The organism is Xanthomonas sp. DAR33341 (assembly GCF_003992815.1).
GTDB lineage: Bacteria > Pseudomonadota > Gammaproteobacteria > Xanthomonadales > Xanthomonadaceae > Xanthomonas > Xanthomonas cissicola.
This window is the reverse complement of sequence record NZ_QEYV01000029.1, coordinates 163,795-186,811: the sequence shown is the minus strand read 5'-3', so window position 1 is coordinate 186,811 and position 23,017 is coordinate 163,795. Positions and strand designations below refer to the sequence as shown.

Below are 23,017 nucleotides of genomic sequence, written 5' to 3'. Positions count from 1 at the left end.
GCCCCGCAGCATCACAATGGGCGAAGCAAGCGCAGGCCGAACCAATCCTTGGCATCGTTCCAGCCGTGGGTGACCTTGAGCCCGGCTGCGGCAGCCAGTTCGGCAAAGCGCGCGTCGGTGTACTTGCAGCTGTATTCGACCTGCATCGCTTCGCCTTCGGCAAACGCGACGTCCTTGCCGCCGACCCGCACGCGCTGCGCGCGCTGGCTGATCAGGAAGGTTTCGATGCGGCCGCGCTCACGGACGTACACCGCGTGGTGACGAAAGCCGTCCAGATCGAAATCGCTCCCGATCTCGCGATTGAGCCGCGCCAACAGGTTCAGGGTGAACTCGGCGGTGACGCCGGCTGCGTCGTTGTAGGCCGCTTCGATCAGCCCGGCGTCCTTGTCCAGATCGATACCGATCAGGGCGCAACCGTCGCCGCCCATGGTCTGGCGCATCGCATCCAGCAGTTCGATCGCGGCAGCATCGGCGAAATTGCCGAGCGTCGAGCCGGGGAAGAACACCACGTGCCGCCGCGCCGGGCGCTGCGCATCGGGCAAGCGCAGCGGTTTGGTGAAGTCGGTGCACACCGGCAACATCTGGATCTGCGGAAATTGCTGGGCCAGCCGCGCGGTGCTTTCCAGCAGCGCAGTACGCGAGATTTCCAGCGGCGTGTAGGCCACCACACCGCGCAGGCCCTGCAGCAGCAATTCGGTCTTGCGGCCGCTGCCGCTGCCGTATTCGACCACGTGTACGCCAGCGCCGATCGCCTGTGCGATCGAGCCCATGCTGGCTTCCAGCAAACTCAGTTCGGTACGGGTGAGGTAATACTCCGGCTGCTGCGTAATGGCTTCGAACAGTTGCGAGCCGCGCGCATCGTAGAAATATTTCGACGGCAGCGTCTTGGGCGTTTGCGACAACCCCGCCAGTGCATCGGCGGTGATGTCGTCCGGCTGCGGGCGCAGGTCGGTCAGCGCGGCGTGCGCGCGTTGCATGGCATGGGCGGCGACGTTCAAGGCAGATCCTTGGCAAGGCGCACGCCGGCAAATTGCCAACGCGCATCGGAGGGGAAGAAGTTGCGGTAACTGGCACGCAGATGGCTGGCCGGGCTGGCGCAACTGCCACCACGCAAGACCCATTGCGCATTCATGAATTTGCCGTTGTATTCGCCCAGCGATCCCGGCCACGGGATAAAGCCTGGATACGGCAGGTACGCGCTGCCGGTCCACTCCCAGACATCGCCGAACAGCTGCTGCATACCGGTGTCCACTGCTTCGGCGCCCCGCGGATGCAACGCATCGGTGTCGACGAAATTGCCCTGTACCGGCACGCCGGTCGCAGCCTGCTCCCACTCGGCTTCGGTGGGAAGGCGCGCACCGGCCCAGCGTGCGAACGCATCGGCTTCGAACAGGCTCAGGTGGCAGACCGGCGCATGCGGATCGCGCGTGCGCCAACCGTGCAGCGTGAACTCGCGGCCATCGGCATCCCAATACAAGGGATGTTGCCAACCTTGCGCCTGCACCATCGCCCAGCCATCGCTGAGCCAGGCACCAGCACTGCGGTAGCCGCCATCATCGATGAATTGCTGGAACTCGGCGTTGGTGACCACACGGCTGCCCAGCGCATGCGCACCGACCAGCACGCGATGGCGTGGCGATTCGTTGTCGTAGGCGAAGCTGTCGGCCTGTGGCCAGGCGGCGGCGCCGATCTGGACGATCTGCTCGTCGCGCGCATGCCAGCGCAGCGGGCTGGCGACGGCCGCAGGCGGCGTGGGCAGGTCGCGGTAGGCCGGCTGCAACGGGTTGCTCCACAGCGCATGCTTGATATCGGTCAGCAGCAACTCCTGGTGTTGCTGCTCGTGCTGGATACCGAGCTGCACGATGGTGCAGGCCTGCGCATCGAGCAGGCCGTCGCGCAAGCGCTGCTGCATCTGCATATCGACCGCAGCACGGTAGTCGCGCACCCGCTGCAACGAAGGGCGCGACAGCACGCCGCGGCGCGCCCGCGCATGCATCGGCCCCACGCTCTGGTAGTAGCTGTTGAACAGGAAATCCCAGGCCGGGTCGAACACGCGGTACGCCGGATCGGCCTGCAGCACGAAGCGTTCGAAGAACCAGGTAGTGTGCGCCAGATGCCATTTGCTCGGGCTCGCATCCGGCATGCTCTGCACCATCGCGTCTTCGGCGCTCAAGGGTGCGGCGAGACGGTCGCTCAGCGCGCGGGTCTGCGCGTAGCGTTCCAACAGCGTCAACTGCTGTTGCTGGAGGTGGCCCAGCAGAGGAGAGAGTGCAGACATCGCCATATGCTTGGGTAGCGCCCGTGAACGTGCTGTGTCGGCAACGTGGCAGCCAGCGGTAAGCTGTAGACATGTCATCGCCATCTCTGTCCAGTACGCTTGCTGCACCCCTCGACTGGGCCCAGCGTCAGCAGGCATTTGCGCTGCCTTCCGGGGTCATCTATCTGGATGCGGCGTCGCGCGGGCCGTTGTTGCGCGCCATGCAGACGGTGGCGCACCAGGCGGTTGACGCAATGGCCGCACCATGGCGGTTGCCGTTCGATGCGTGGTTGCAGCAGATCGAAGCAGTGCGCGGGCTTGCGGCCGCGCTATTGGATGGCGATGCCGATGCGGTGGCCATGGTGCCGTCGGCCGCGCACGGCTTGGCCACGGCCGCACGCAATCTGCCCGTGCAACCCGGCCACGCAGTGCTGGTGCTGGAAGGGCAATTCCCTTCCAATCTGTTGATCTGGCAGCGCCGCTGCGCAGAGGCCGGCGCGCGTCTTGTAGCGGTGCCCACGGCCGCTGGCGGCAGCTTGACCGATGCGGTGCTGCAGGTCATTGCCGAGACGCCTGCGCTGCGGATTGCGAGCTTGCCGCATGCATACTGGCTGGACGGGCGAATGCTGGATCTGGACCGCATCAGTGCCGCCGTGCATGCACGCGGGGCTGCCCTGGTGCTGGACCTGAGCCAGAGCCTGGGGGTGTTGCCACCCGATCTGCCCCGCTGGCAACCGGATTTCGTGGTCAGCGTCGGGCACAAATGGTTGCTCGGGCCGATGGGATTGGCGTGGCTGTGGGTGGCACCGCAGTGGCGCACAGACGGGCTGCCGATCGAAGAACACTGGATCGGCCGCGATGCGGGCAGCAGTTGGGAATTTCCGGCGGCCACCGCGCCGGGATATCGCGGCGGTGCACGACGATTCGATGCGGGCGGAGTGGCCGACCCGTTGCGGATCGCAATGGCTACGGTGGCCTTGCAACAACTCAACGCGTGGCAGCCGGCGCGTATCGCAGCCGCGTTGGGCGAGTTGACCGCGCATTGGGACGCCGCCCTGCAGGCGCGCGGCTTGGGCAGCTGGTGCACGCCTGGACATGCGCCGCATCTCACCGCACTGCAGCCGCCGGCAGCAACGTTGGATGCGGTGGCAACGGCGCTCGGCGCCGGTGGTGTGGTCTGCACGCGTCGGCATGGACGTCTGCGCATCGCACCGCATTTGAGCGTCACCGACCACGCGTTGTCACAGGTCGTTGCAGCGCTACCCGATAGGTGAGGCGCGGCGCACGCCGACATCGAAGGCCCGGCATCTGCAGCGATGCAGGCCTGCGCGCGGTCAGTAGCACCGGAAGGTTTCATCGCAGGCCAGTGCGCCCTGCGCATGACAATTGGCGCAAGGATCAGCGGCAGTAAAGCGGCGGCGCGCGGTCTTCAGCGAACTGACGCAGTCGGTGTCGGGGCAGGCTTGCCGACGACAGGACATTCCCGATCGCGCCGCAATGCAAAACCCGCTGCTGCCGAGGCAGACCGCATGTCACTGCCGCTGGCTGATCCGCAACCCGGGCGGCGTTGCCCAGCGCTCCACTCCTTCGAACAGTGCCTGCACCAGCAGCGCAAGCACGGCGGCGGGAATGGCGCCCTCCAGAATCAGACCGAGATCGTCCAGGCGGATACCGGTGAGAATCGGTTGGCCGTAGCCGCCTGCACCGATCAGCGCGCCCAGCGTGGCGGTGCCCACATTGATCACTGCAGCGGTCTGGATGCCGGCCACGATCGTGCGGCGTGCCAGCGGCAGTTCCACACGCCACAGGCGTGTCCACGCTGGCAATCCGATGGCATGCGCAGTCTGGCGCAATTCGCGTGGGATCGAGGTCAGCCCTGCGTGGGTGTTGCGCACGATCGGCAGCAGGCTATACAGAAACAGCGCCGCAATCGCCGGCTTGGCGCCGATGCCGAACAACGGAATCATGAAGACGAACACGGCCAGCGACGGCAGCGTCTGCAGCACGCCGGTCAACGACAGCACCACCTGTCCCAGGCGCGGACGCCGCGCCGCCAGCACGCCCAGCGGCAATGCAAGCAGCAAGGCGAAACCCAGCGAAATACCAACCAGCGCCAGATGCTCGCGCGTATGCTGCAGCAGGCGCGTCAAGCGCGAGTCCGTGTCAGAGGCCGGCGTGACGCCCAACCAGTGCGCGGCAACCGCCGCTTCGGACTGCCGCTCCAGTTTGACCTGTGCATTGAGCCGTTGCATGGTCGCTTCATCGATGCGTCCTTGCAGCCCCCGCAGTGCCTGCAACATCGCCGGCGAGCGTTGCGCCAGCTCCTTGCGATAGACAAAAATCGCCTGGTAATCCGGGAAATAGCGGCGGTCGTCGCGCAGCACCTGCAACTGGTAGTACGGAATCTCCGCATCGGTGCTGTACAGATCCGTGACCTCGATCGCCCCGCTCTGCAGCGCGCGATAGGCCAGGTCGTGATCCAACCCGGTTGCAGCCTGCGGCAACGCGTACGCCGCGCGCACGCCCGGCCAGCCATCGGCCCGCTGCATGAACTCATTGCTCAGACCGATCTTGAGGGTGGGATGTCGTGCAAGATCCGACAAGGAGACGATGCCCAATGCCTGCGCACGTTCGCGCTTCATTCCGAAGGCATAGGTGTTCTGGAAACCCAGCGAATCGGTCATCGCCAGCCCGCGTGCGTCGAGTGCGGCGCGCAGCTCGGCCTGGCTGGCGCTGGGCAATTGCAGCAGCTCCTGTGCCAGCGTACCGGTGTATTCGGCATACGCGTCGATCTGCCCGGTCTCCAGCGCGCGCCACAGGATGCGCGTGCCACCGAGCTGTGCGCGGTGCTGCACGTCTACACCATCGCGCTTGCCGGCAGCGGTGGCGATTTCGCCCAGGATCACCGCCTCGGTAAAGTTCTTCGAACCAATGGTGACCTGCGCGGCCTGCGCGCCGACACTGCAGATCAGCAACGCCACGGCGATGAGCGCACGCGCCATCATGCGGCATCGCCAATGCTGCGCTGGGCGGTGAGAAAGCGCTGCACGAAGGCATCGGCCGGCTGCTCCAGCAGATCGCGCGCACGGCCTTGCTGCACGATGCGGCCGGCGCGCATCAGCACCAGGTTGTCGGCCAGATAGGCGGCTTCGGCCACATCATGGGTGACCAGCACCACGGTCTTGCCCAACTGCGCGAACAGTTCGCGCATCTGCGCCTGCAGGTCGTAGCGCACGATGGGATCGAGCGCGCCGAGCGGTTCGTCCAGCAACAAGGCCGGCGGGTCGAGCATCAGTGCACGAATCAGGCCGACGCGCTGGCGCTGGCCGCCCGAGAGTTCGGCCGGATAGCGCGCCAGCAACTCCGCTGGCAACTGGCACAGAGCACACAAGGCATCCAGACGCGCATCGATGCGCTCCCGCGTCCAGCCCAGCGTCTGTGCCAGCAAGGTCACGTTGCTGCGCGCATCCAGATGCGGAAACAAGCCGCCCTCTTGGATGACGTAGCCGATGCGTTGCCGTTGCGCCTGCAGGTTGGCGCGCTGCAACGGCGCGCCATCGAAGGCGACCGTACCGCTGTCCGGCCACTCCAGCCCGACCAACATGCGCAGCACGGTGGATTTGCCGGCGCCGCTGGGACCGATCAATGCGGTCGTAATGCCGCTGGCGAACGTCAGCGAGACAGCATCGAGCGCGATGGCCTGGCCGTAGCGGCGGCTGACCTGGTCGAGAGTGAACATGCGGCCGAGCTTGCCGAACGCAGCGTCAGCCACGCGCGAAGATGCGCATCAGCAAAGCGCGCATCAGCGCGGCGGCGCGAGCAATTCGCGTGCGCTCAGGTAGCCGTCGCCATCGGCATCCTGCCGGGCGAAGCGCGCGATCAGGGTGGCGCGATGCGCCGCACGGGTGATCGGCTTGCCGCGGCGGCCCGGCAGTTCATCGCCTTGCAGCACGCCATCGTGGTCGGTATCGCGTTGGTCGAAGGCGTAGCTCATCCAGGCCAGATATTCGTCCAGGCTCACCCGCCCATCGCCATCGGTATCCATGCGCTGCAGATATTGCTGGCTGTCCTGGACCTGGGCCTGCGCGGCAACCGCCGGCAGAGCGGCCAACCCCACGATCACGAAGGTTCGCACGATCACACCACGCACCCGGTGTACACGCACCACAGCGCGCCTGGCGCCCGCTTTACGCACCACTCAGCGCATACCCCTTGAGCCGCGCCGCATAGGCCTGCAAGGCCGCATTGCCGCTGGCCTCGGCCTCATGGCACCACTGCTGCAATTGCCGGAGCCGTTCGGACGCATCGTGGCTGCGCGCTTCCAGCAGCGCGGTCAGCCGCGCACGATACTCCACCAGCGTGCGCATGCGCGGACGCTGCGCCACCCATGCCTGCAACTGTGCACGCGCGTCCGGCTTGAGCCAGCGTCCGTCGTCGACCAGACCCTTGCGCAGGCGACGCGGCAGCAACTCGCGCAGCTTGGCGCCGGTGGCGGCCGCCTCTTCGCGCAACGCCGGCTTGAGCACATTGCGCTGGTAGTCGGTCATGGCCTGGAACCGGTGCGAGAGCAGCGCCTTGAGCGTGTCGGCATCGGGCACGGCGATATTGGGGCGGATATCCAGCGACGGTGCCACCCGCAATACCTTGGCAAGGCCCAACGCCTGCAAGCCGCGAATCGCGACCCAACCGATATCCAGCTCCCACCGCCGCATCGAAAACCGTGCAGAGCTCGGGAAGGCATGATGGTTGTTATGCAATTCTTCGCCACCGATCCACAGCGCCCACGGCGTGAGGTTGGTGGAGGTGTCGGCCGACTCGAAATTGCGATAGCCCCACCAGTGGCCCAGGCCATTGACCACACCGGCAGCCCAGAACGGAATCCACGCCATCTGGATCGCCCACAACGCAATCCCCGGCAATCCGAACAACACGGCATTGATGACCAGCAACGCAATCGGGCCGGCATTGGCATGCGGCGTGTACAGATGCCGCTCGATCCAGTCGCTAGGCGCGCCCTTGCCGTACTGCTCGATATCGGCGCGCTGCGTCCGTGCCTCGCGGTACAACTCCACGCCGCGCCAGAACACCTGCGCGATGCCCTTGGTCTGCGGACTGTGCGGGTCTTCCTCGGTCTCGACCTTGGCGTGATGCTTGCGATGGATCGCCACCCATTCGCGGGTGATCATCGAGGTGGTCAACCAGGTCCAGAAGCGAAAGAAATGCGCGATGACCGGATGGAAATCCACACCGCGATGCGCCTGGCTGCGATGCAGGTACAAGGTCACTGCAAAGATGGTGAGTTGGGTGAAGACCAGCAGCACCGCCAGCATGCCCCACACGCCCAGCCCTGCCACGCCGGAGGTCAGAACGTCGATGATCGGATCGGACAACATCGGCATCTCCACAGCAGCGCTCTCCATTTGATGCAGACATGATGGGGGCGATCGCGGCAAACTTCACCCTTCGGATGCGTAGGGTTGCACCTACATTTCTAAAGCGGTTCAGACCCCCTTCCCCACTTCCGTCTGCTGTCACCCGTATGACTGTTGCCACCGAAAATGCTGCCGATTCCACCGCCGTTGCCAACGCCGCCCCGCTGATCGAACTCGACCAAGCCAGTGTGATGCGCGGCCAGGTACGGGTGCTGCATGCGCTGAGTCTGCGCATCGCCCTGGGGCAGCACACCGCGATCCTGGGCCCCAACGGCTGCGGAAAATCGTCCTTCATCAAATTGATCACGCGCGAGCTGTACCCGCTGGCGCGCGCCGACGGCCAGGCGGCAGTGAAGGTGCTGGGACAAACGCGCTGGCAGGTGGATCGCCTGCGCTCGCAATTGGGCATCGTCACCGGCGATCTGAGCGTCAATCTGGCCGACATGCCCGGACTGGATGTGGAAAGCGCGGTGCTATCCGGATTCTTCGCCAGCTACGTGGTGCCGCCGCATCGCGAGATCAGCGACGACATGCGTGCGCGTGCGCGCGAAGCGCTGGCGCTGGCACGCGCATTGCCGCTGGTGGACCGGCAATTTGCCGAATTGTCGGCCGGCGAAACCCGACGGGTGCTGATTGCGCGTGCGCTGGTCAATCGCCCGCAGGCGCTACTGCTGGACGAGCCGTCCACCGGGCTGGATCTGGTGGCGCGCCAGCACCTGCTCGAGACGATGCGGCACCTCGCCCGGCAAGGCATCACGCTGGTGCTGGTGACCCATCACATCGAAGAAATCGTGCCGGAGATCGAACGGGTGATCCTGCTGCGCGCCGGCAAGGTGGTGGCAGACGGCACGCGCGAGGCGCTACTCACCGATGCCAGCCTGTCGGCCGTATTCGACGGCCCGGTGCGGGTGCAACGCGATGGCGAGCGCTGTTGGGCGACGGTGGGCGAGTAACCGCCACCCCACCTGCAGCCCGTGCAGGCCGTGTCCGTGCACGAGCTGCCGACGATGCTCGACATCGCGATGGCGAAGCGCTCCGGACGGCCGCAACCGCGTCACAACCACGCGCTGCAGACATGACCTTGGACACGGGACGCCGCCGCGGCGGTTGCGCGTAGACTCGCCGCACACGCAGACAGGAGTCGTCCCGATGGCCCAGTGGTATTTCCATAATCCCGGACAGGCCGACCGTCTCGGCCCGCTCGACGATGCCAGCGCCCGCGCGCATGCGCAGCGTCATCCCGATGCGCTGGCCTGGCGCGACGGGCTCGATGGCTGGACGCCGGCCCGTCAGTTGGCCGAACTGCAGGGCGGCCTTAGCGCACCACCGCCGTTGAGCGGCATCAGCGGGCGCGCGGACGAGATCGACTACCGCATCGTCGGCAACGACATGCAGTTTGTCGAAGTCGAGCTGGACCCAGGCGAAAGCGCCATCGCCGAGGCCGGTGCGCTGATGTACAAGGACGCGGCGGTGCAGATGGACACCGTGTTCGGCGACGGCTCGCATGCCGGTCAAAGTGGCGGCGGGCTGATGGGCAAGCTGCTGTCGGCCGGCAAACGCGTGGTCACCGGCGAAAGCATGTTCACCACCGTGTTCACCCACGCCGGCAGCGGCAAGGCCAAGGTCGCCTTCGCCGCGCCCTACCCGGGCACGGTGCTGGCGCTGCGTCTGTCCGAGCATGGCGGGCAGTTGATCTGCCAGAAAGACAGCTTCCTGGCCGGCGCGCGCGGGGTGTCGCTGGGCATCGCCTTCCAGCGCAAGATCCTCACCGGCCTGTTCGGCGGCGAGGGCTTCATCATGCAGAAACTCGAAGGCGACGGATGGGTGTTCGTGCATGCCGGCGGCACGGTCGTCGAGCGCGAGCTGGGGCCGGGCGAGCGCATCGATGTGGACACCGGCTGCGTGGTCGCCTATCACGCCGGCGTGGACATGGACGTGCGCCGCGTTGCCGGCCTGAAGAGCATGTTCTTCGGCGGCGAAGGCGTGTTCCTGGCCACCCTCACGGGCCCGGGCAAGGTCTGGCTGCAATCGCTGCCGTTCTCGCGCATGGCCGGCCGCATGCTGCAGGCCGCCCCGCAAGGCGGTGGCCAACAGCGCGGCGAGGGCTCGGTGCTGGGCGGCCTGGGCCGCTTGCTGGATGGCGATAACCGGTTCTGAGCGGTGACGCGGCGGGTTGGCGCGATGACGATTTGGATTCGGGGGGCGAAGCAAGCGTCCTGTCACCTCTGAAGGCGCGTGGCGACGCGTTTGTCGCTCCAGACACTGGCAAATGCTGAGGCGCACCCTCGTCCGGCGCTTTGCGCCACCGTCTCCTCCATGAAGGAGGACAATGTCCCGGCGGGAGAAGGCAGGCGACCGGGTCGTTGGTGCAGCGACGGCACCCTGACCGTAGCCACGTCCATCGCCGCACGGAACCGCAGCCCCTCTCCCTGCGGGGCGAAAAGGCAGGGCTAGCGCCATCGGCGCGCCTGCCTTCGAGCGCCCACGCCGCAAGGCGTGGGCCGGGGCGCGGAGCGGGGGTTGGGGTGAGGGGACGGGCGAAGCCACACGTGGTATGGGAAGGCATCAGGCTCCGCTCGTACCCTCATCCGGCGCTGCGCGCCACCGTCTCCCGAGGGGAGAAGGGAGCGCAACGCCTGTAAACGATGCTGTCCTGAATGAGCTCCACTCACGCCACTACCGCCGCAGCAGCAGTGGCAGGGCGCGTGTATTCTCCCTCGCCTTTCCCATCGACGTTTTCGCCATGATCGCGCTCCGCTGCTCCCGCTCGCTCGCCCTGTTGTCCATGCTCGGTCTGCTCAGCGCCTGCGGGGGCGAGCCGCGCCCGGCGACACCGGCGCCCGTGGTGCAGGCACCTTCGGCCGAAGCCCCCAAGCCCATCAAGATCGGCGTCGCGCTCGGTGGCGGTGCGGCCAAGGGCTTTGCGCATATCGGGGTGATCAAGATGCTCGAGGCCAACGGCTTCGCACCGGTGGTGGTGTCCGGTACCAGCGCCGGCAGCGTGGTGGGCGCGCTGTATGCCAGCGGCATGGATGCGTTCCAAATGCAGGAAAAGGCCGTTGCGCTCGACCAGACCAGCATCCGCGATGTGCGGCTGTTTTCCGGTGGCCTGGTGCAAGGCCAGAAACTGCAGGACTACGTCAACGAACAGCTGGGCGGCAAACCGATCGAAAAACTGCGCAAGCCGTTCGCGGCGGTCGCCACGCGTCTGGAAGATGGCGAACGCACCGTGTTCGTGCGCGGCAATGCCGGCCAGGCAGTGCGCGCGTCCAGCAGCATTCCCGGCGTGTTCGAGCCGGTGACCATCGGTAAGTACCACTTCGTCGATGGCGGCGTGGTCAGCCCGGTGCCGGTGGATGCGGCGCGCCAGCTAGGTGCCGAATTCGTGGTGGCCGTGGATATTTCCAGCAAGGCCAGCGGCAAGAACCCGGGGGACCTGCTGGGCACGGTGAACCAGTCGATCTCGATCATGGGCCAGCGTCTGGGCGAGGCCGAACTCAAACGTGCCGACGTGGTCGTTCGCCCCAAGGTCAACGATATCGGCTCGGCCGATTTCAACCAGCGTGGTGCGGCGATCCTCGAAGGCGAGCGCGCCGCAATGGCGGTGATGCCGCAGATTCGCGCCAAGATTGCGCAACTGCAGGCCGCGCGCAGCAGCGCGACACGGACCGCCGCCGATCAGGCCAAAGCGGCCAGGCAACAGGCGTACGAGCGTTGCCTGGAACAACGCTCGCGTTGGGAAAAATTGCGCGGCAAGGACGAGGCCTGCGTGGCGCCGTGATGCGGCTGCGGTGCGAGGCGATGCGCAGTTGATGCGGGTCCCGCGAGGTCATGCGGAACTGAGCGGGCGTGGGCGCCTGTTTCCAGACGCGCGCATTTGAACCAGATGCGTCGGGCGACTGCGTTGTTGATGCCTTGTGTTGATGCACTGAGGGTGCCCGGACACGGGCGCGGCCTGGGCCGCTCCTACGACGGCGTGGCGGTTCTTTCGGGTGCGCTGAGATGTGTCGGGATGGGGTCGCGGCCGGGGCCGCTCCTACCGGGGGCGGGGGTCTTTGGGTGTATCGGCGACGTCGGCACGGCCAGCACCGCTCTTGCAGGAGCGGCCCTGGCCGCGAGGCCTACCGGTAGCAACGCCTGGACTTGATGGGCAACGTCTCAAGCCCGGACTTCATCGGCAATGCCTCAATACCGCCAACGTAGCGACACGCTGACAAAGCGCGGTTCGCCGTAGTTCTGATAATCCAGATTCGCCCAGTAGGTCTTGCCAAATGCGTTACGCACCGCCAGCGTGGCGGTCCATTGGTCGCTGATGCGGTAGTTGGCGTTGAAATGCACCAGCGCATACGGGTTCTGCACCACGGTGACCGGCGTGGTAGCGCCAGTGCCGTCGCCGGTGGGGCGTGCGATATTGAAGCCGCGCACCGCGCTCTGCCAGCTCACGCCGCCGCCGATGCTCAACCGGTCCCACGTCCCCGGCAGGCGCCACTGGGTGGAGAGCTGCAGATAATCTTCGGGCAGGTTGGCGTAGATCGCATCGGTGGGCGCGCGCGTCACCTTGACGTGGGTATAGCCGGCGTTGATGGACCAACCGGGCCGCACTTCGCCATTGACGTCCACTTCCCAGCCACGGCTCTTGGTGCCGTCCACGCCGATGTAGGCCGAGCTGCCATCCGGCAGCGAGGCTTCCGGCTGGGTCATGTCGCGCACCGCATAGTTGTCCTGCTTGGCTTCGAACACGGCGGCGGTGGCCATCGCATGGCCATCGAACAACTGCGCCTTGATGCCGGCTTCCAGGTTGGACCCTTCCACCGGTGCGAGCAGGTTGTTGTCCTTGTCGCGGTAGTTCTGCGGATTGAAGATTTCGGTGTAGCTGGCGTAGACCGACACATCCGGCACGATGTCGTACACCAGACCGACGTATGGGGTGACTTCGTCGCTTACTTCATAACGGCCGCTGGTGCCGGTGTAGCTGCCGCTGGCATCGAACGCCTGGGTGCGGGTTTCCCAGGAGCTCAGCCGCGCGCCGGCAATCAACGACAGCGGGTCGGCCAGCCGCAAGCGCGTGGAGGCATACACGCCGCGCTGGGTGGTGCGTGCCTGGCGACGCGCGCCGGTACGCGCATAGGTCACCTCGGACGCGTCGCCATTCCAGTTGCGGATGTTGGGAATGACATAGCAACGTTCGCTGCCGCAGGTGGCCCAGTCGTCGGGATAGGCCTGCGCCACGGTATAGGTGGTCGATTGCAGGTCCTGCCAGCTGCCGCCGATCACCACATCGTGCTGGCGGCCGAACAAGGCGAACCCGCCGGACAGATACACGTCCACGCTATCGCGCGTGTCCTGCGTTTCGCCAGCGTTGGCGCGCAAGAACACGCCGCTGCCATCGGCGGCCGGGTAACCGGTGCCGTAGACGCGCAGGCTCTGCACGGCTCCCTTGGTGTGGGCGGTGTTGACGCGCAGCAACCAGTCCTGCCCGAAGCGTTGTTCCAGGTTGGCAAACGCAGTGCTGGTTTCGCGTTGCCAGCGCGTCCATTCCGGCGCCATGTTGGTCGAGCGCGACAGGTTGGCGAAGGAGCCGTCGGCCGCGAAGAACGGCACCGTTCCCCAGGTCGAACCGACCGGGGTGTTGTCCTGGCGCTGGTAGCCGACGGTCAGCGTGCTGCTCTCGGTCAGGTCGCCTTCCAGCACCGCCATGCCCGACATCTTGTTGTCGTGGTAGCGGTCGTAGTAGTAATCGCGATCCTGCCAGGCGGCCACCACGCGGCTGCGAAAGCGTCCATCTTCGGTCAACGGCGCATTGACGTCTGCCTGCATGCGGCGGAAATCCCAGGTGCCCGTGCTCACGCCGAACGAGGCGTCGAAGTCCTTGCCAGGGCGCTTGCGCAACAGGTTGACCGTGGCCGAGGGAATGCCCGCGCCGGTGAGCAGGCCATTGGCGCCGCGGATCACCTCGATGCGGTCGTAGAAGACCGTGTCGTATTCCTGATTGGTGGCGCCGCTGTAGGTGGGCAGGCCGTCGACCTGGAAGTCGGTGATCTGGAAACCGCGCGCGAAATACAGCGGCCGCTGGGTGTCGTAGAACGACACGTTGACGCCGGTGACATGGCGCATCACATCGTCGATGCTGAACAGCGATTGCTCTTCCAGGCGCTGCAACCCGATCACGCTCACCGACTGCGGCGTTTCCTGCAGGGTCAGCGGCAGCCGCGTGGTGGTGGCCGGTTGCGCGCGACTCACCGTACCGTTGACGCTGACCTGGTCAAGCGTCGTGGCGTTGGTCGCATCGGCGGCCTCGGCGGCATGAGCAGCGGCGGGGGCCAAGGTCGACAGTGCGCACAGCAGCGCGGCAGACAACAGGCCAAGGGGAGCGATGGCAGCAGACATGGGGCGTTCTCGTCGATCGTTGCCGACGCAGCGCGTCACGCAACAGGGAAAGGCGCAGGCACACGCGGGCGTCCACTCGAACCGGCTGGCTGACCCTGCGTGGGCTGGCGATGCGACACGAACGACATGGCCGGACGCGGCCAAGATGTGAGGTAAATGTAAATCGTTATCGTTTATGTGGCAAGCAGCACGTTTCTTGCGTCCGTCTGGAAAGCGACGGCACGCCGGTGCACCTTGCCGGCTGCACCGGGCGAGCGGCACCCTGCCTAAGCCACATGGCTGATCTGCACCTCAGGCCAGATGCGACAGCGGCAGACCTTCCGGCGCCTTCACCGTGCGCAGCACGAAGCTGGAATTCACATCCGACACGCCCGTGGCATTGAGCAGGCGATCGAGCAGAAACCGCGAGAAGTGTTCCAGGTCGCGCACCTGTACCTGCAACAGGTAATCCATGTCGCCGGTCAGCGCCCAACACGCCACCACCTCGTCCCAGCCGCGCACGCCCTCGGCGAAATGCTCGATGTCGGCTTGCCCGTGCTGCTCCAGCTGCACACGCACGAACGCCTGCAAGCCCAGCCCTAGCGCGCGCGCATCCAGCCGCGCGCCATAGCCGGCGATGATGCCGGCGGCTTCCAGTCGCTGCGTGCGGCGCAGGCATGCAGACGCCGACAGATTGACCTGCACGGCCAGCTCCGCATTGCTGCTGCGCCCCTGCGTCTGCAGCAGGGCGAGCAGGCGCAAATCGGTGCGGTCCAAGGCGATGGGCTGATCCATATGTTGCGCAGCAGCAGAGGATGACGCACGGATCTTGCGCCAGGATGCACATGGCGCGCAAGATTCGCAATCCCGTTGCGCGGACATCCGGCTAAGGTGAGGCCTGATCACCGGGAGGTGCCGCTGCATGACTACCGCTCCGCAACGCGTCGAAAACCAGCTCACCGACAAGGGCTATGTCCCGGTCTACACCACTGCGGTGGTGGAGCAGCCGTGGGACGGCTACAGCGCCGACGATCACGCCACCTGGGGCACCTTGTACCGGCGCCAGCGCGAGCTGCTGGTCGGTCGCGCCTGCGAGGAGTTCCTGCAGGCGCAGGATGCGATGGGCATGGGCCAGACGCACATCCCGCGCTTCGATGCGCTCAATCGCGTGCTGCAGGCAGCCACCGGCTGGACCCTGGTCGGCGTGCAGGGCTTGCTGCCGGAGCTGGATTTCTTCGATCACCTGGCCAACAGGCGCTTCCCGGTGACCTGGTGGATCCGCCGGCCCGATCAGATCGATTACATCGCCGAACCCGATCTGTTCCATGACCTGTTCGGGCATGTGCCGTTGTTGATGAACCCGCTGTTTGCCGACTTCATGCAGGCCTATGGCCGCGGCGGGGTCAAGGCGCACGGCATCGGCCCGGACGCGCTGCAGAACCTCACCCGGCTGTATTGGTACACGGTGGAATTCGGTCTGATCGACACGCCCCAGGGCCTGCGCATCTACGGTGCCGGCATCGTGTCGTCCAAGGGCGAATCGCTGTATTCGCTGGAATCGCCGGCACCCAACCGCATCGGGTTCGACCTGCAACGCCTCATGCGCACGCGCTACCGCATCGACAGCTTTCAGAAGACCTATTTCGTCATCGACAGCTTTGCGCAGTTGATGGAAGCCACTGCGCCGGACTTCACCCCGATTTATGCCGAGCTTGCACAACAGCCGCAGGTGCCGGCGGGTGACGTGCTGCCGGGCGATCGGGTGATCCAACGCGGCAGCGGCGAGGGTTGGAGCCGCGACGGCGACGTGTGAGTGGGGTCGCTGCCGCGATCACGCGGCGCCGATCGCGGCGCGCCGCATTGCCGCCCGGTCAAGATGCCGTGATGTGACCTGCACCGACTCGACACCACCGCCAACGCGCACTAAGGTCAAACCTCCCCACATCGCCTTCGCTCAATGGACCTGACGCATCTGCGCATCCGGCGCTTGGAGCTGGACGACACCCGCCTGCTGTTCACTCTGGCCAACGGCATGCGCATCGACGAGCCCATCCAGGCACACCGGCTCTTGCTCAAGGCATCGCCGCCGCAACGCGCGCAATGGCAGATCACCGAAGACGGCTTCGGGGTGAACTGGCCCGCGGTGGCGCCCCCCACCCCGGAGGGCCTGCTCAACATGCCCGAGTTGCTGTGGCGCCGCCGCGCTGCCCGTGCGCAGGCCAAGCTCACCCAGTTGCGCGGGCGCATGGATGCGCTGTCGCCAGGCGAGCGCGAACTCATCGCGCTGGCGCGGCTGGATGCGGACATGAACGAGAGCGGCTACGCGCGCTATTTCGACCGTTGGGATGCGGCGACCCGCAGCGATGCATTGCGGGGGCTGGCCGCCATGGGCGCGGTGCAAGCGCGCCAAGCCATCGAGGGCCTGGGCGCGGTGTTCGAGCGCCTGGAAGAAGATCCGAATCTGCTCAGCATCGAAGACATTCTCGATGCCATGAACGACACCGACCGCCAGCGCGTGGATGGTTGGGAAGAAGTCTACTACCGCCGCTCGGCTGAACTGGCGCGCCTGGGGCTGACGCACTACGGGGTGGACAAGGCCTGAACTGCCGGCGACGCAGCGGGGTTGGCCGCTACCTCATCGGCGCGGTGCTGATGTCGACGCCAAACGCGCGATCTACCGCCGGCACTGTGCATCATCCACACCGGGGACGCGCTCCCATTGCCAGGCGTCAACCTGCTCGCCGCGTGGCAGATAGTCCACGTCGAATTCCTTGCCGTCGCGGCGCAAGCGCAGTTTCAGGTGCTGGGTTTGATTGCCCTGGATGCCGTCCTGCGGCACCGGCCGCACGATCTCGTCGCCATTGCGTACTCCCGCCTGTGCAGCAGCAGACTCCGCCATCAGGCCGCGCACGATGCGCCTGGGTTCGGCCAGCACCGCCGGCTCAAATCCCAGCACGTAGCGCCGCAGCGGCTTGCTGATCCTACGGAAGCACGGCCCGAACGCATCCGATGCCGGCAGCGGCGCAGTTCCGGCCAGGAAGGCGTGGAAGTCCTGCACCGCCGTGTCGCCCAGCTCTGCTTTCAACAAGGCCTCCCAATCGGCCTGGGTTGCCTCGCGCTGCTGCCCGATCTCCAGCAGCGCACGCAACAGGTCATCCAGCGAACGCCTGCCCTGCGATCGCTTGCGCAGCGCATCGTTTACCGTGGCCAGATACAACATGCCGCGGTCGTAGGCGAGCGTGCGGATGCGGGTGTCCTTCCAGAATCCCTCATCGATGCGTGCGTTCGGCAGATTTCCCAGCGCATTGGTGTAGTAACGCGCCGCGGTCGTGTTAAGCGTATCCAGGAATTGCTGCGGGGTGAGCAAGCCGAATCGCAGCGGCAGAAGCGCCTCGTAAAACACCGCCGAGCCTTCGCTGAACCAGGTCGTGGACTCGGCCCCATGCCGGGACAGGTGCGGCTGGTAGGTATGGAACATCTCATGCGACAAGGTGATCTTGATCAGGTCCAGATCGGCCCCGTCGCCTTCGCCATAGGTGGTGACGAAGGACTGGTTCAATGCGGTTCCGCCGCCGGCGTTGACCGGGTTGTAGCGCAGGAAGATCGTGTAGGGCGCGGGCTGCGGAAACAGCAGCTCGAACTGGTCGTGCAGCTTGCCCACCCACGCGGACAACGCGGCCGCATCGAAGGGCGGCTGCCCCTGCCAGGCGACCGAAAACCCGTCCGCACGCGGCACGGCCGGCCAGCGTCCAACCTCCCCGGCCATGAAGAACACACCGGACAAGCTGTTGTTGTCGATCTGCGCGACCTGCACCGTGCCCTGGCCGAACGAGCTGACTCCCTTGGCGCCGTCGGGCAGCTGCGACAGATCCCAGCGAATGGTCAGCGCATAGCTTTGCTCCTGCGGCGGCAGTGCCAGAAACATGCTCGACAGCGCAGAAAAGGCATGGTCATCGTTGCGGAACGAAATCGGCGGCGCCGGGCCGCGCGGCGGCCGGGTTGCATTGGCTGGGACACGGTAGTGCAGGCTGAGCGGGCCGCTGAGCGCGCGTGGCGCGATCCAGACGCGCAATTGGCCCTGGTCACCGCTTTCCTGCGCCTTGGCCGCACGCCCGACAAGCTGCACCGTCCCCTGCGCATCGGTCGCTTCGATCGCGGCGATGTGCTCGGCAGCGGTATCCACGTTTTGCACCTGCATCGGCAGCTGCGCCACGATGCCGCCGCGCGCAACGCGAAGCGTCGCCAGGCGCAGACGCACCTCCACCGTGCTCACTTCGCCCTCGACTGCGTGCGGTGCCAGCTCCAGGTCCAGCGCAACCGGAGCAGGCTCTGCAGGCGCCGGGCTGGCCACTGCGCCAGCGGCCAGCGTGAGGAGTGCACACAGCAGCGACCAGGGAGTTTTCATGCGTGTCGGGGCGGTGGGGATGACCTATCTTGTCGCCGGTCGAGGTCGCCTGCCAGCATGCCGAAGGTCATGCCGCGCAATACGCGGCGATGGCTGCCGGCCTGGACCGACTGACACCGCAGTACAGCGATGGGCGGCGCAGGTGCAGTGCCGGCAGATGCGGTGCACCGGGGCGAAGGCTCAGCCTGCCGGCTTGGCGAGATAGGCCAATAGCAGCACCAGCGGCTCTTCACCAGTCTGCTGCAAGGCGTGCGTGCTGCCCGGCCGCGTCAACAACGCATCGCCGGCAGCGACCTGGTATTGCTTGCCGTCCAGCGCGTACAAGCCGCGCCCGCTGACGATGTAATAGATCTCGTCCTTGTCGTGCAGATGCAGGCCGATGCCGGCACCTTTGTGCAGCACCCGCTTGCGCAGCACGAACGCCAGATCCGGCGCGTCTGCGAAAAACGGATAGGCCGTGGTCGGGCCGGCGCCGCCGTGCGGGCCAGGCTGGCGACGCGCGAGATCGCGTTCGTGTGCGATCAACGACGGACGCGGTTGTGCAGCACGTTGCGTGGCGGTGTCGGGCGCAGCACCGCAATCGGCATCGCGCTGCAACTGCGACTCGAGCGCCGGCTGCAGCTGGACCCAACCCTGCACCACCAGGCAGGCGATGGCGGTCGCGCCGGCGCGGCTGAAGTGGGTGCCGTCGGCCTTGCCCTGTTCGGGCACGAACAGGAAATACGGTCTGGCCGCCTGCTCGCCGAGCGCGCGAATCCAGTCGCTGGAACTGGCGTTGAGATCGATCAGGCCCACGTGTTCCTGCGCGGCAAGTTGCTGCATGGCCAGGGTGTAGCGGCCATGGGTGTCGAGCAGCGCGCCGAAGTCGTAGAGCAGGCGCGCGGCCGGAGTGATCAGGATGGGTGTGGCGCCCTTGTCGCGCGCAGCGGCGATGTAGCGGCGCAGGAACTGCATGTAGTCGGTCGTCGGATCGGTGTAGCGCGTGGGGTCTTCGCGCTTGGCATCGTTGTGGCCGAACTGGATCAGCAACACATCGCCGCGTTGCAATTCTCTTGCGATGGCATCCAGGCGCCCTTCGGCGATGAAACTGCGCGTGCTGCGCCCGCCTTTGGCGTGGTTGTGCACTTGCCACTGCGCCGGGTCGAACCAGTCCTGCAGCAGTTGGCCCCAACCGGCCTGCGGGGCGCGCTCGGCACCGTATTCGGCGGCGGTGGAATCTCCGGCGATGAAGATGCGCTGTGGCGCGGCATGGGCGATGCCGGTGCAGAGCAACAGCATGGCGATGAGCAGTCGATGCATGGGGGCTCCGCTGAGTGAGCGTGCTATTGCTATTGCTGTTGCTGGTGTTGTTGCGGTTTGCGATACCGTGCTGACGCGTGGAGCGCATGCGTGGTCTTGGGCGACGCAATTGCGCTTCGCGCGCTCATTGGGCTCGGCAGAGCGACGCGTTGATGCGGTTGGTGAGCGATGCAACGGTGTGGCCGTTCGTCCAATGGTTCGGCGCGTGCGCCTGGCCGCCTGGGTTCGCTGTCTTCCGCCGTACCTCACCCCACCCCCTGCTCCGCGCCCCGGCCCACGCCTTGCGGCGTGGGCGCTCGAAGGCCCGCAGGAGAGGAGCTCAATCGCGTTGACTGACTCTCCCACCGGGGAGGGGCTTTAGCGATTACGCAGCAGCAGCTTCGGTCCTGCCCAGCACGCCGGCGACGAAGTTGCGGATCTCTGCATCCTGCGCGTTGTCGAAGAAGCACTGCTGGAAGCGCTCGCCGCCGATCGCCTGCTTGATCAGCTCCGGGTCGATGGCGCGCAGGCCGTCCAGGTACGACTTGGCGGTGGCCTGCTTGAGTTGGGTCAGGATGCCGGCGTTGGCCTGCTGCGATTCGCGACGCTCGGCCGGGTAGCCCATGCCGCGCTCGCCGCTGAAGGCCTTTTCGAAGATGTAGCGCACGTTGATTTCCGCGCCCCAGCCGTAGCCCTTGGCGAATGCCAGCGACAGCGCGTTGCCGTTGTTGACCTGGGCGAACAGGTAGGCGTCGGTCGGCTCGATGCAATAGCCGCAGAACACGCCCGGGTGCGCGTTGAGCGACATCATCGCGCCCTGGCCGGTGCCGCAGCCGGCGACGACGAAGTCCACGGCCTTGGAGTTCAGCAGCAGGCTGGCGACGATGCCCAAGTGGATGTAGGTCAGGCGGTGGTCGTTGTCGCCGTCCATGCCGACGTTGAAGACGCTATGGCCCTGCTCGCCGGCGACGTCGTTGAGTTGCTGCAGGATTACCGGGTTCTTGGCGGCCTGACTAAACTCATTCATGAGTGCGATTTTCATGGGAATGCTCCGATTGGTTGGGGAAGTTTTTTTAAAAGTTGTCGCTAGATAGCGATGATGTGTGTGTTGGGTTGCCGGTCTTTTTGGACGGCGTGCGCGTTGTTTGCTGAAGCGGCCAACGCGCTGATGCAGGAAGGAAGAGCAATTGCAGGAGCGGAAGTGCGCATCTGGTTGATGCGTAGTTGCCGACCCTCATCCGCCCTTCGGGCACCTTCTCCCGAAGGGAGAAGGACAGCCGTCCATGCGCGAGCGTTTAGCGTGCCAGCCAGCCGCCGTCGACCGGGATGATCGCGCCGTTGACGTAGTCCGAGGCGCTGCTGGCCAGGAACACCGCGGTGCCGCCCAGGTCGGCCGGCACGCCCCAGCGCGCGGCCGGGATGCGGTCCAGGATGGCCTTGTTGCGGTCTTCGTCGGCACGCAGCTGCGCAGTGTTGTCGGTGGCCATATAGCCCGGTGCGATGGCATTGGTGGTCACGCCCTTGCTGGCCCATTCGTTGGCAAGCAGGCGGGTGATGCCGGCGATGCCCGACTTGCTGGCGGTGTAGGACGGCACGCGGATACCGCCCTGGAACGACAGCATCGAGGCGATGTTGATGATCTTGCCGCGGCCCTGCGCGATGAAGTGACGGCCTGCGGCCTGCGCCATGAAGAAGGCCGACTTCAGGTTGACGTTGAGCACGTCGTCCCAATCCTGCTCGCTGAAATCCACCGCATCGGTGCGACGGATCAGGCCGGCGTTGTTGATCAGGATATCCAGCCCGCCGAGGCCGGCGATGGTCTCGTCGATGATGCGCTGCACTGGCTCGATGCTGATCAGGTTGGCTTCGATGGCGATGAACCGGCGGCCCAGCGCCTTGACCTTCGCTTCGGTCTCGGTGGGCGCCTGGATGCCGGCGGCAGCGATGTCGGCACCGGCTTGGGCCAATGCCAACGCGATGCCCTGGCCCAAGCCGGTGTTGGCACCGGTGACCAGTGCGACCTTGCCTTCGAGACTGAACGGATTGCTCATTACCTTATCGCTCCTGCTGGATGTGCCGTGGTGTGCTGAGTGAACCGCGTAGTGTGCGGACGATGACGTCATACGAATGGGTGCAGCGCCGAAGGCGCATCTGAATCGCGCCGGCGTGACTGGCACCGGCTTGAACAAAGCGGCGTCATGGCGCGGCCGCCTGCGTGCAGGCGCGTGGACGCAGGCCTTACTTGAGCTGGCAGATATCCAGCACATGCATGTCGGTGTAATCCAGGTTTTCGCCGCCCATTGCCCAGATGAAGGCGTAATTGGAGGTGCCGGCGCCCATGTGGATGGACCACGGCGGCGACACCACCGCTTCGTTGTTCTGAATCACGATGTGGCGCTGCGCATCGGGTTCGCCCATGAAGTGGTAGACGCGGTCGTCGGCGCCGAGGTCGAAATAGAAATACACCTCGCTGCGGCGGTCGTGCAGATGCGGCGGCATGGTGTTCCAGACACTGCCGGGCTTGAGCACGGTCAGGCCGAGCAACAGCTGCGACGACTGGCAGGTGGCCGGCACGATGTACTGGTAAATGGTGCGTTCGTTGCTGGTTTCCAGCGCACCGCGCTCCAGTGCCACCGCATCCTTGATCGAGAGCTGCTTGGTCTCAAAGCGCGCATGCGCCGGCGTGGAGGCGAGATAGAACTTGGCCGGGTTGGCCGCGTCTTCGGAGGCAAAACTGACATCGGTGCTGCCCATCGCCACGTACAGGCCGTCCTTCGGCCCCAGCGTGTAGGCGGTGCCGTCCACGGTCACCGTGCCGGTGCCTGCGCCGACATTGAGAATGCCCAGCTCGCGACGCTCCAGAAACGGATGCCCGGCGGCCGAGGCGGGCTCGGTCTGTCTGGGCAGTTCCAGCGTCCTGCCCAGCGGCGCGGCGCCACCGAGCACGAAGCGCTCGTAGTGGGTGTATTTGAGCGTCACCGCGTCGTCCACGAACAGCCCATCGAGCAGATACAGCTCGCGCAGGTCGTCGTTGCTGGCGCCCTTGATGGCGTCGGGATGGGTGGCGTAATGGGTCTTGCAGTACAGGGACATGCGCGATCTCCGGTGCCAAGCGCGGGGGCAGTGGCTTGCACCGGGCCATTCTACCGACTCTGGTTAACCGGTGTCATTGCGCAGTGCACGAAATGGGTGTCGGCGGTGTGGGGGCCCGTTCCTTCTCCCTGGGAGAAGGTGGCGCACAGCGCCGGATCAGCGTGCAGGGTTTGAGCGGGTGACCGT

General features: G+C 66.0%; 19 protein-coding genes. 6 read left to right on the top strand and 13 right to left on the bottom strand.

Going from position 1 to position 23,017, the window contains the following annotated elements:
* Nucleotides 1–11: 11 nt before the first annotated feature.
* The gene (egtD, locus tag EO156_RS14540) at nucleotides 12–998 is read right to left on the bottom strand and encodes an L-histidine N(alpha)-methyltransferase (protein ID WP_016849073.1); all 987 of its coding nucleotides are present in this window, start codon (nucleotides 996–998) and stop codon (nucleotides 12–14) included.
* Nucleotides 995–2,284, bottom strand: coding sequence for an ergothioneine biosynthesis protein EgtB (gene egtB / locus EO156_RS14535; RefSeq protein ID WP_016849072.1), 1,290 nt, complete (start codon nucleotides 2,282–2,284; stop codon nucleotides 995–997). Before egtB ends, egtD begins: the two co-directional genes overlap by 4 nt.
* A 65-nt stretch (nucleotides 2,285–2,349) precedes the next feature.
* Between egtB and EO156_RS14530 the strand changes: the two genes are divergently transcribed.
* On the top strand, nucleotides 2,350–3,531 hold the full coding sequence (locus tag EO156_RS14530; RefSeq protein ID WP_016849071.1) for an aminotransferase class V-fold PLP-dependent enzyme: 1,182 nt from the start codon (nucleotides 2,350–2,352) through the stop codon (nucleotides 3,529–3,531).
* 258 nt (nucleotides 3,532–3,789) lie between these two features.
* Here EO156_RS14530 and EO156_RS14525 read toward each other — a convergent pair whose 3' ends face one another.
* The 4 genes from EO156_RS14525 to EO156_RS14510 form a co-directional block, all read right to left on the bottom strand.
* Nucleotides 3,790–5,262, bottom strand: coding sequence for a glycine betaine ABC transporter substrate-binding protein (locus EO156_RS14525; protein ID WP_016849070.1), 1,473 nt, complete (start codon nucleotides 5,260–5,262; stop codon nucleotides 3,790–3,792).
* Nucleotides 5,259–5,996, bottom strand: a complete 738-nt coding sequence (locus EO156_RS14520; RefSeq protein ID WP_005932411.1) for an ATP-binding cassette domain-containing protein — start codon at nucleotides 5,994–5,996, stop codon at nucleotides 5,259–5,261. Before EO156_RS14520 ends, EO156_RS14525 begins: the two co-directional genes overlap by 4 nt.
* Before the next feature lie 63 nt (nucleotides 5,997–6,059).
* Nucleotides 6,060–6,407 (bottom strand): EF-hand domain-containing protein, encoded by a 348-nt coding sequence (locus tag EO156_RS14515; RefSeq protein ID WP_003490534.1) that lies wholly within the window; start codon nucleotides 6,405–6,407, stop codon nucleotides 6,060–6,062.
* Between the two features lie 37 nt (nucleotides 6,408–6,444).
* On the bottom strand, nucleotides 6,445–7,677 hold the full coding sequence (locus EO156_RS14510) for a fatty acid desaturase (protein ID WP_016849068.1): 1,233 nt from the start codon (nucleotides 7,675–7,677) through the stop codon (nucleotides 6,445–6,447).
* 119 nt (nucleotides 7,678–7,796) lie between these two features.
* On the opposite strand from EO156_RS14510, the gene EO156_RS14505 reads away from it, so the two are divergent.
* The 3 genes from EO156_RS14505 (at nucleotide 7,797) to EO156_RS14495 (ending at nucleotide 11,470) form a co-directional block, all read left to right on the top strand.
* The gene (locus EO156_RS14505; RefSeq protein ID WP_003490538.1) at nucleotides 7,797–8,642 is read left to right on the top strand and encodes an ATP-binding cassette domain-containing protein; all 846 of its coding nucleotides are present in this window, start codon (nucleotides 7,797–7,799) and stop codon (nucleotides 8,640–8,642) included.
* A 196-nt stretch (nucleotides 8,643–8,838) separates the two neighbouring features.
* Complete coding sequence (locus EO156_RS14500; RefSeq protein WP_011050147.1) at nucleotides 8,839–9,846, top strand: TIGR00266 family protein; 1,008 nt, start codon at nucleotides 8,839–8,841, stop codon at nucleotides 9,844–9,846.
* 586 nt (nucleotides 9,847–10,432) lie between these two features.
* The gene (locus EO156_RS14495) at nucleotides 10,433–11,470 is read left to right on the top strand and encodes a patatin-like phospholipase family protein (protein ID WP_011050146.1); all 1,038 of its coding nucleotides are present in this window, start codon (nucleotides 10,433–10,435) and stop codon (nucleotides 11,468–11,470) included.
* Between the two features lie 404 nt (nucleotides 11,471–11,874).
* Here the strand turns inward: EO156_RS14495 and EO156_RS14490 are convergent, their stop codons facing one another.
* Together EO156_RS14490 and EO156_RS14485 are read right to left on the bottom strand one after the other, a co-directional pair.
* Nucleotides 11,875–14,076 (bottom strand): TonB-dependent siderophore receptor, encoded by a 2,202-nt coding sequence (locus EO156_RS14490; RefSeq protein WP_016849066.1) that lies wholly within the window; start codon nucleotides 14,074–14,076, stop codon nucleotides 11,875–11,877.
* A gap of 291 nt (nucleotides 14,077–14,367) precedes the next feature.
* Complete coding sequence (locus EO156_RS14485) at nucleotides 14,368–14,850, bottom strand: Lrp/AsnC family transcriptional regulator (protein WP_003490476.1); 483 nt, start codon at nucleotides 14,848–14,850, stop codon at nucleotides 14,368–14,370.
* Nucleotides 14,851–14,977: 127 nt separating this feature from the next.
* Here EO156_RS14485 and phhA point away from each other — a divergent pair, with 127 nt between their 5' ends.
* A complete protein-coding gene (gene phhA / locus EO156_RS14480) occupies nucleotides 14,978–15,868 on the top strand; it encodes a phenylalanine 4-monooxygenase (protein ID WP_005921178.1) in 891 nt (296 codons plus the stop codon).
* Between the two features lie 144 nt (nucleotides 15,869–16,012).
* On the top strand, nucleotides 16,013–16,657 hold the full coding sequence (locus EO156_RS14475) for a DUF4375 domain-containing protein (protein WP_003490472.1): 645 nt from the start codon (nucleotides 16,013–16,015) through the stop codon (nucleotides 16,655–16,657).
* Between the two features lie 72 nt (nucleotides 16,658–16,729).
* Here the strand turns inward: EO156_RS14475 and EO156_RS14470 are convergent, their stop codons facing one another.
* From EO156_RS14470 to kduI, 5 genes are all read right to left on the bottom strand, one after another.
* The gene (locus EO156_RS14470) at nucleotides 16,730–18,460 is read right to left on the bottom strand and encodes a peptidase M61 (protein WP_016849065.1); all 1,731 of its coding nucleotides are present in this window, start codon (nucleotides 18,458–18,460) and stop codon (nucleotides 16,730–16,732) included.
* A 180-nt stretch (nucleotides 18,461–18,640) separates the two neighbouring features.
* Nucleotides 18,641–19,759, bottom strand: a complete 1,119-nt coding sequence (locus tag EO156_RS14465; protein WP_005921182.1) for a GDSL-type esterase/lipase family protein — start codon at nucleotides 19,757–19,759, stop codon at nucleotides 18,641–18,643.
* Between the two features lie 364 nt (nucleotides 19,760–20,123).
* Nucleotides 20,124–20,780, bottom strand: a complete 657-nt coding sequence (locus EO156_RS14460; protein ID WP_016849064.1) for an RpiB/LacA/LacB family sugar-phosphate isomerase — start codon at nucleotides 20,778–20,780, stop codon at nucleotides 20,124–20,126.
* A gap of 253 nt (nucleotides 20,781–21,033) precedes the next feature.
* A complete protein-coding gene (gene kduD / locus EO156_RS14455; RefSeq protein ID WP_016849063.1) occupies nucleotides 21,034–21,789 on the bottom strand; it encodes a 2-dehydro-3-deoxy-D-gluconate 5-dehydrogenase KduD in 756 nt (251 codons plus the stop codon).
* A gap of 187 nt (nucleotides 21,790–21,976) precedes the next feature.
* Complete coding sequence (gene kduI / locus EO156_RS14450) at nucleotides 21,977–22,831, bottom strand: 5-dehydro-4-deoxy-D-glucuronate isomerase (protein ID WP_005921184.1); 855 nt, start codon at nucleotides 22,829–22,831, stop codon at nucleotides 21,977–21,979.
* Nucleotides 22,832–23,017: the final 186 nt, after the last annotated feature.

Bases quoted from the DNA above. Each gene is read 5' to 3' on its own strand.
- EO156_RS14495 (WP_011050146.1), top strand. From the start codon at position 10,433: ATGATCGCGCTCCGCTGCTCCCGCTCGCTCGCCCTGTTGTCCATGCTC.
- EO156_RS14460 (WP_016849064.1), bottom strand. From the start codon at position 20,780: ATGAAAATCGCACTCATGAATGAGTTTAGTCAGGCCGCCAAGAACCCG.
- phhA (WP_005921178.1), top strand. From the start codon at position 14,978: ATGACTACCGCTCCGCAACGCGTCGAAAACCAGCTCACCGACAAGGGC.
- EO156_RS14520 (WP_005932411.1), bottom strand. From the start codon at position 5,996: ATGTTCACTCTCGACCAGGTCAGCCGCCGCTACGGCCAGGCCATCGCG.
- EO156_RS14530 (WP_016849071.1), top strand. From the start codon at position 2,350: ATGTCATCGCCATCTCTGTCCAGTACGCTTGCTGCACCCCTCGACTGG.
- EO156_RS14470 (WP_016849065.1), bottom strand. From the start codon at position 18,460: ATGAAAACTCCCTGGTCGCTGCTGTGTGCACTCCTCACGCTGGCCGCT.
- EO156_RS14525 (WP_016849070.1), bottom strand. From the start codon at position 5,262: ATGATGGCGCGTGCGCTCATCGCCGTGGCGTTGCTGATCTGCAGTGTC.
- kduI (WP_005921184.1), bottom strand. From the start codon at position 22,831: ATGTCCCTGTACTGCAAGACCCATTACGCCACCCATCCCGACGCCATC.
- EO156_RS14505 (WP_003490538.1), top strand. From the start codon at position 7,797: ATGACTGTTGCCACCGAAAATGCTGCCGATTCCACCGCCGTTGCCAAC.
- EO156_RS14485 (WP_003490476.1), bottom strand. From the start codon at position 14,850: ATGGATCAGCCCATCGCCTTGGACCGCACCGATTTGCGCCTGCTCGCC.
- egtB (WP_016849072.1), bottom strand. From the start codon at position 2,284: ATGGCGATGTCTGCACTCTCTCCTCTGCTGGGCCACCTCCAGCAACAG.
- EO156_RS14475 (WP_003490472.1), top strand. From the start codon at position 16,013: ATGGACCTGACGCATCTGCGCATCCGGCGCTTGGAGCTGGACGACACC.
- kduD (WP_016849063.1), bottom strand. From the start codon at position 21,789: ATGAGCAATCCGTTCAGTCTCGAAGGCAAGGTCGCACTGGTCACCGGT.
- EO156_RS14465 (WP_005921182.1), bottom strand. From the start codon at position 19,759: ATGCATCGACTGCTCATCGCCATGCTGTTGCTCTGCACCGGCATCGCC.
- EO156_RS14500 (WP_011050147.1), top strand. From the start codon at position 8,839: ATGGCCCAGTGGTATTTCCATAATCCCGGACAGGCCGACCGTCTCGGC.
- EO156_RS14490 (WP_016849066.1), bottom strand. From the start codon at position 14,076: ATGTCTGCTGCCATCGCTCCCCTTGGCCTGTTGTCTGCCGCGCTGCTG.
- EO156_RS14510 (WP_016849068.1), bottom strand. From the start codon at position 7,677: ATGGAGAGCGCTGCTGTGGAGATGCCGATGTTGTCCGATCCGATCATC.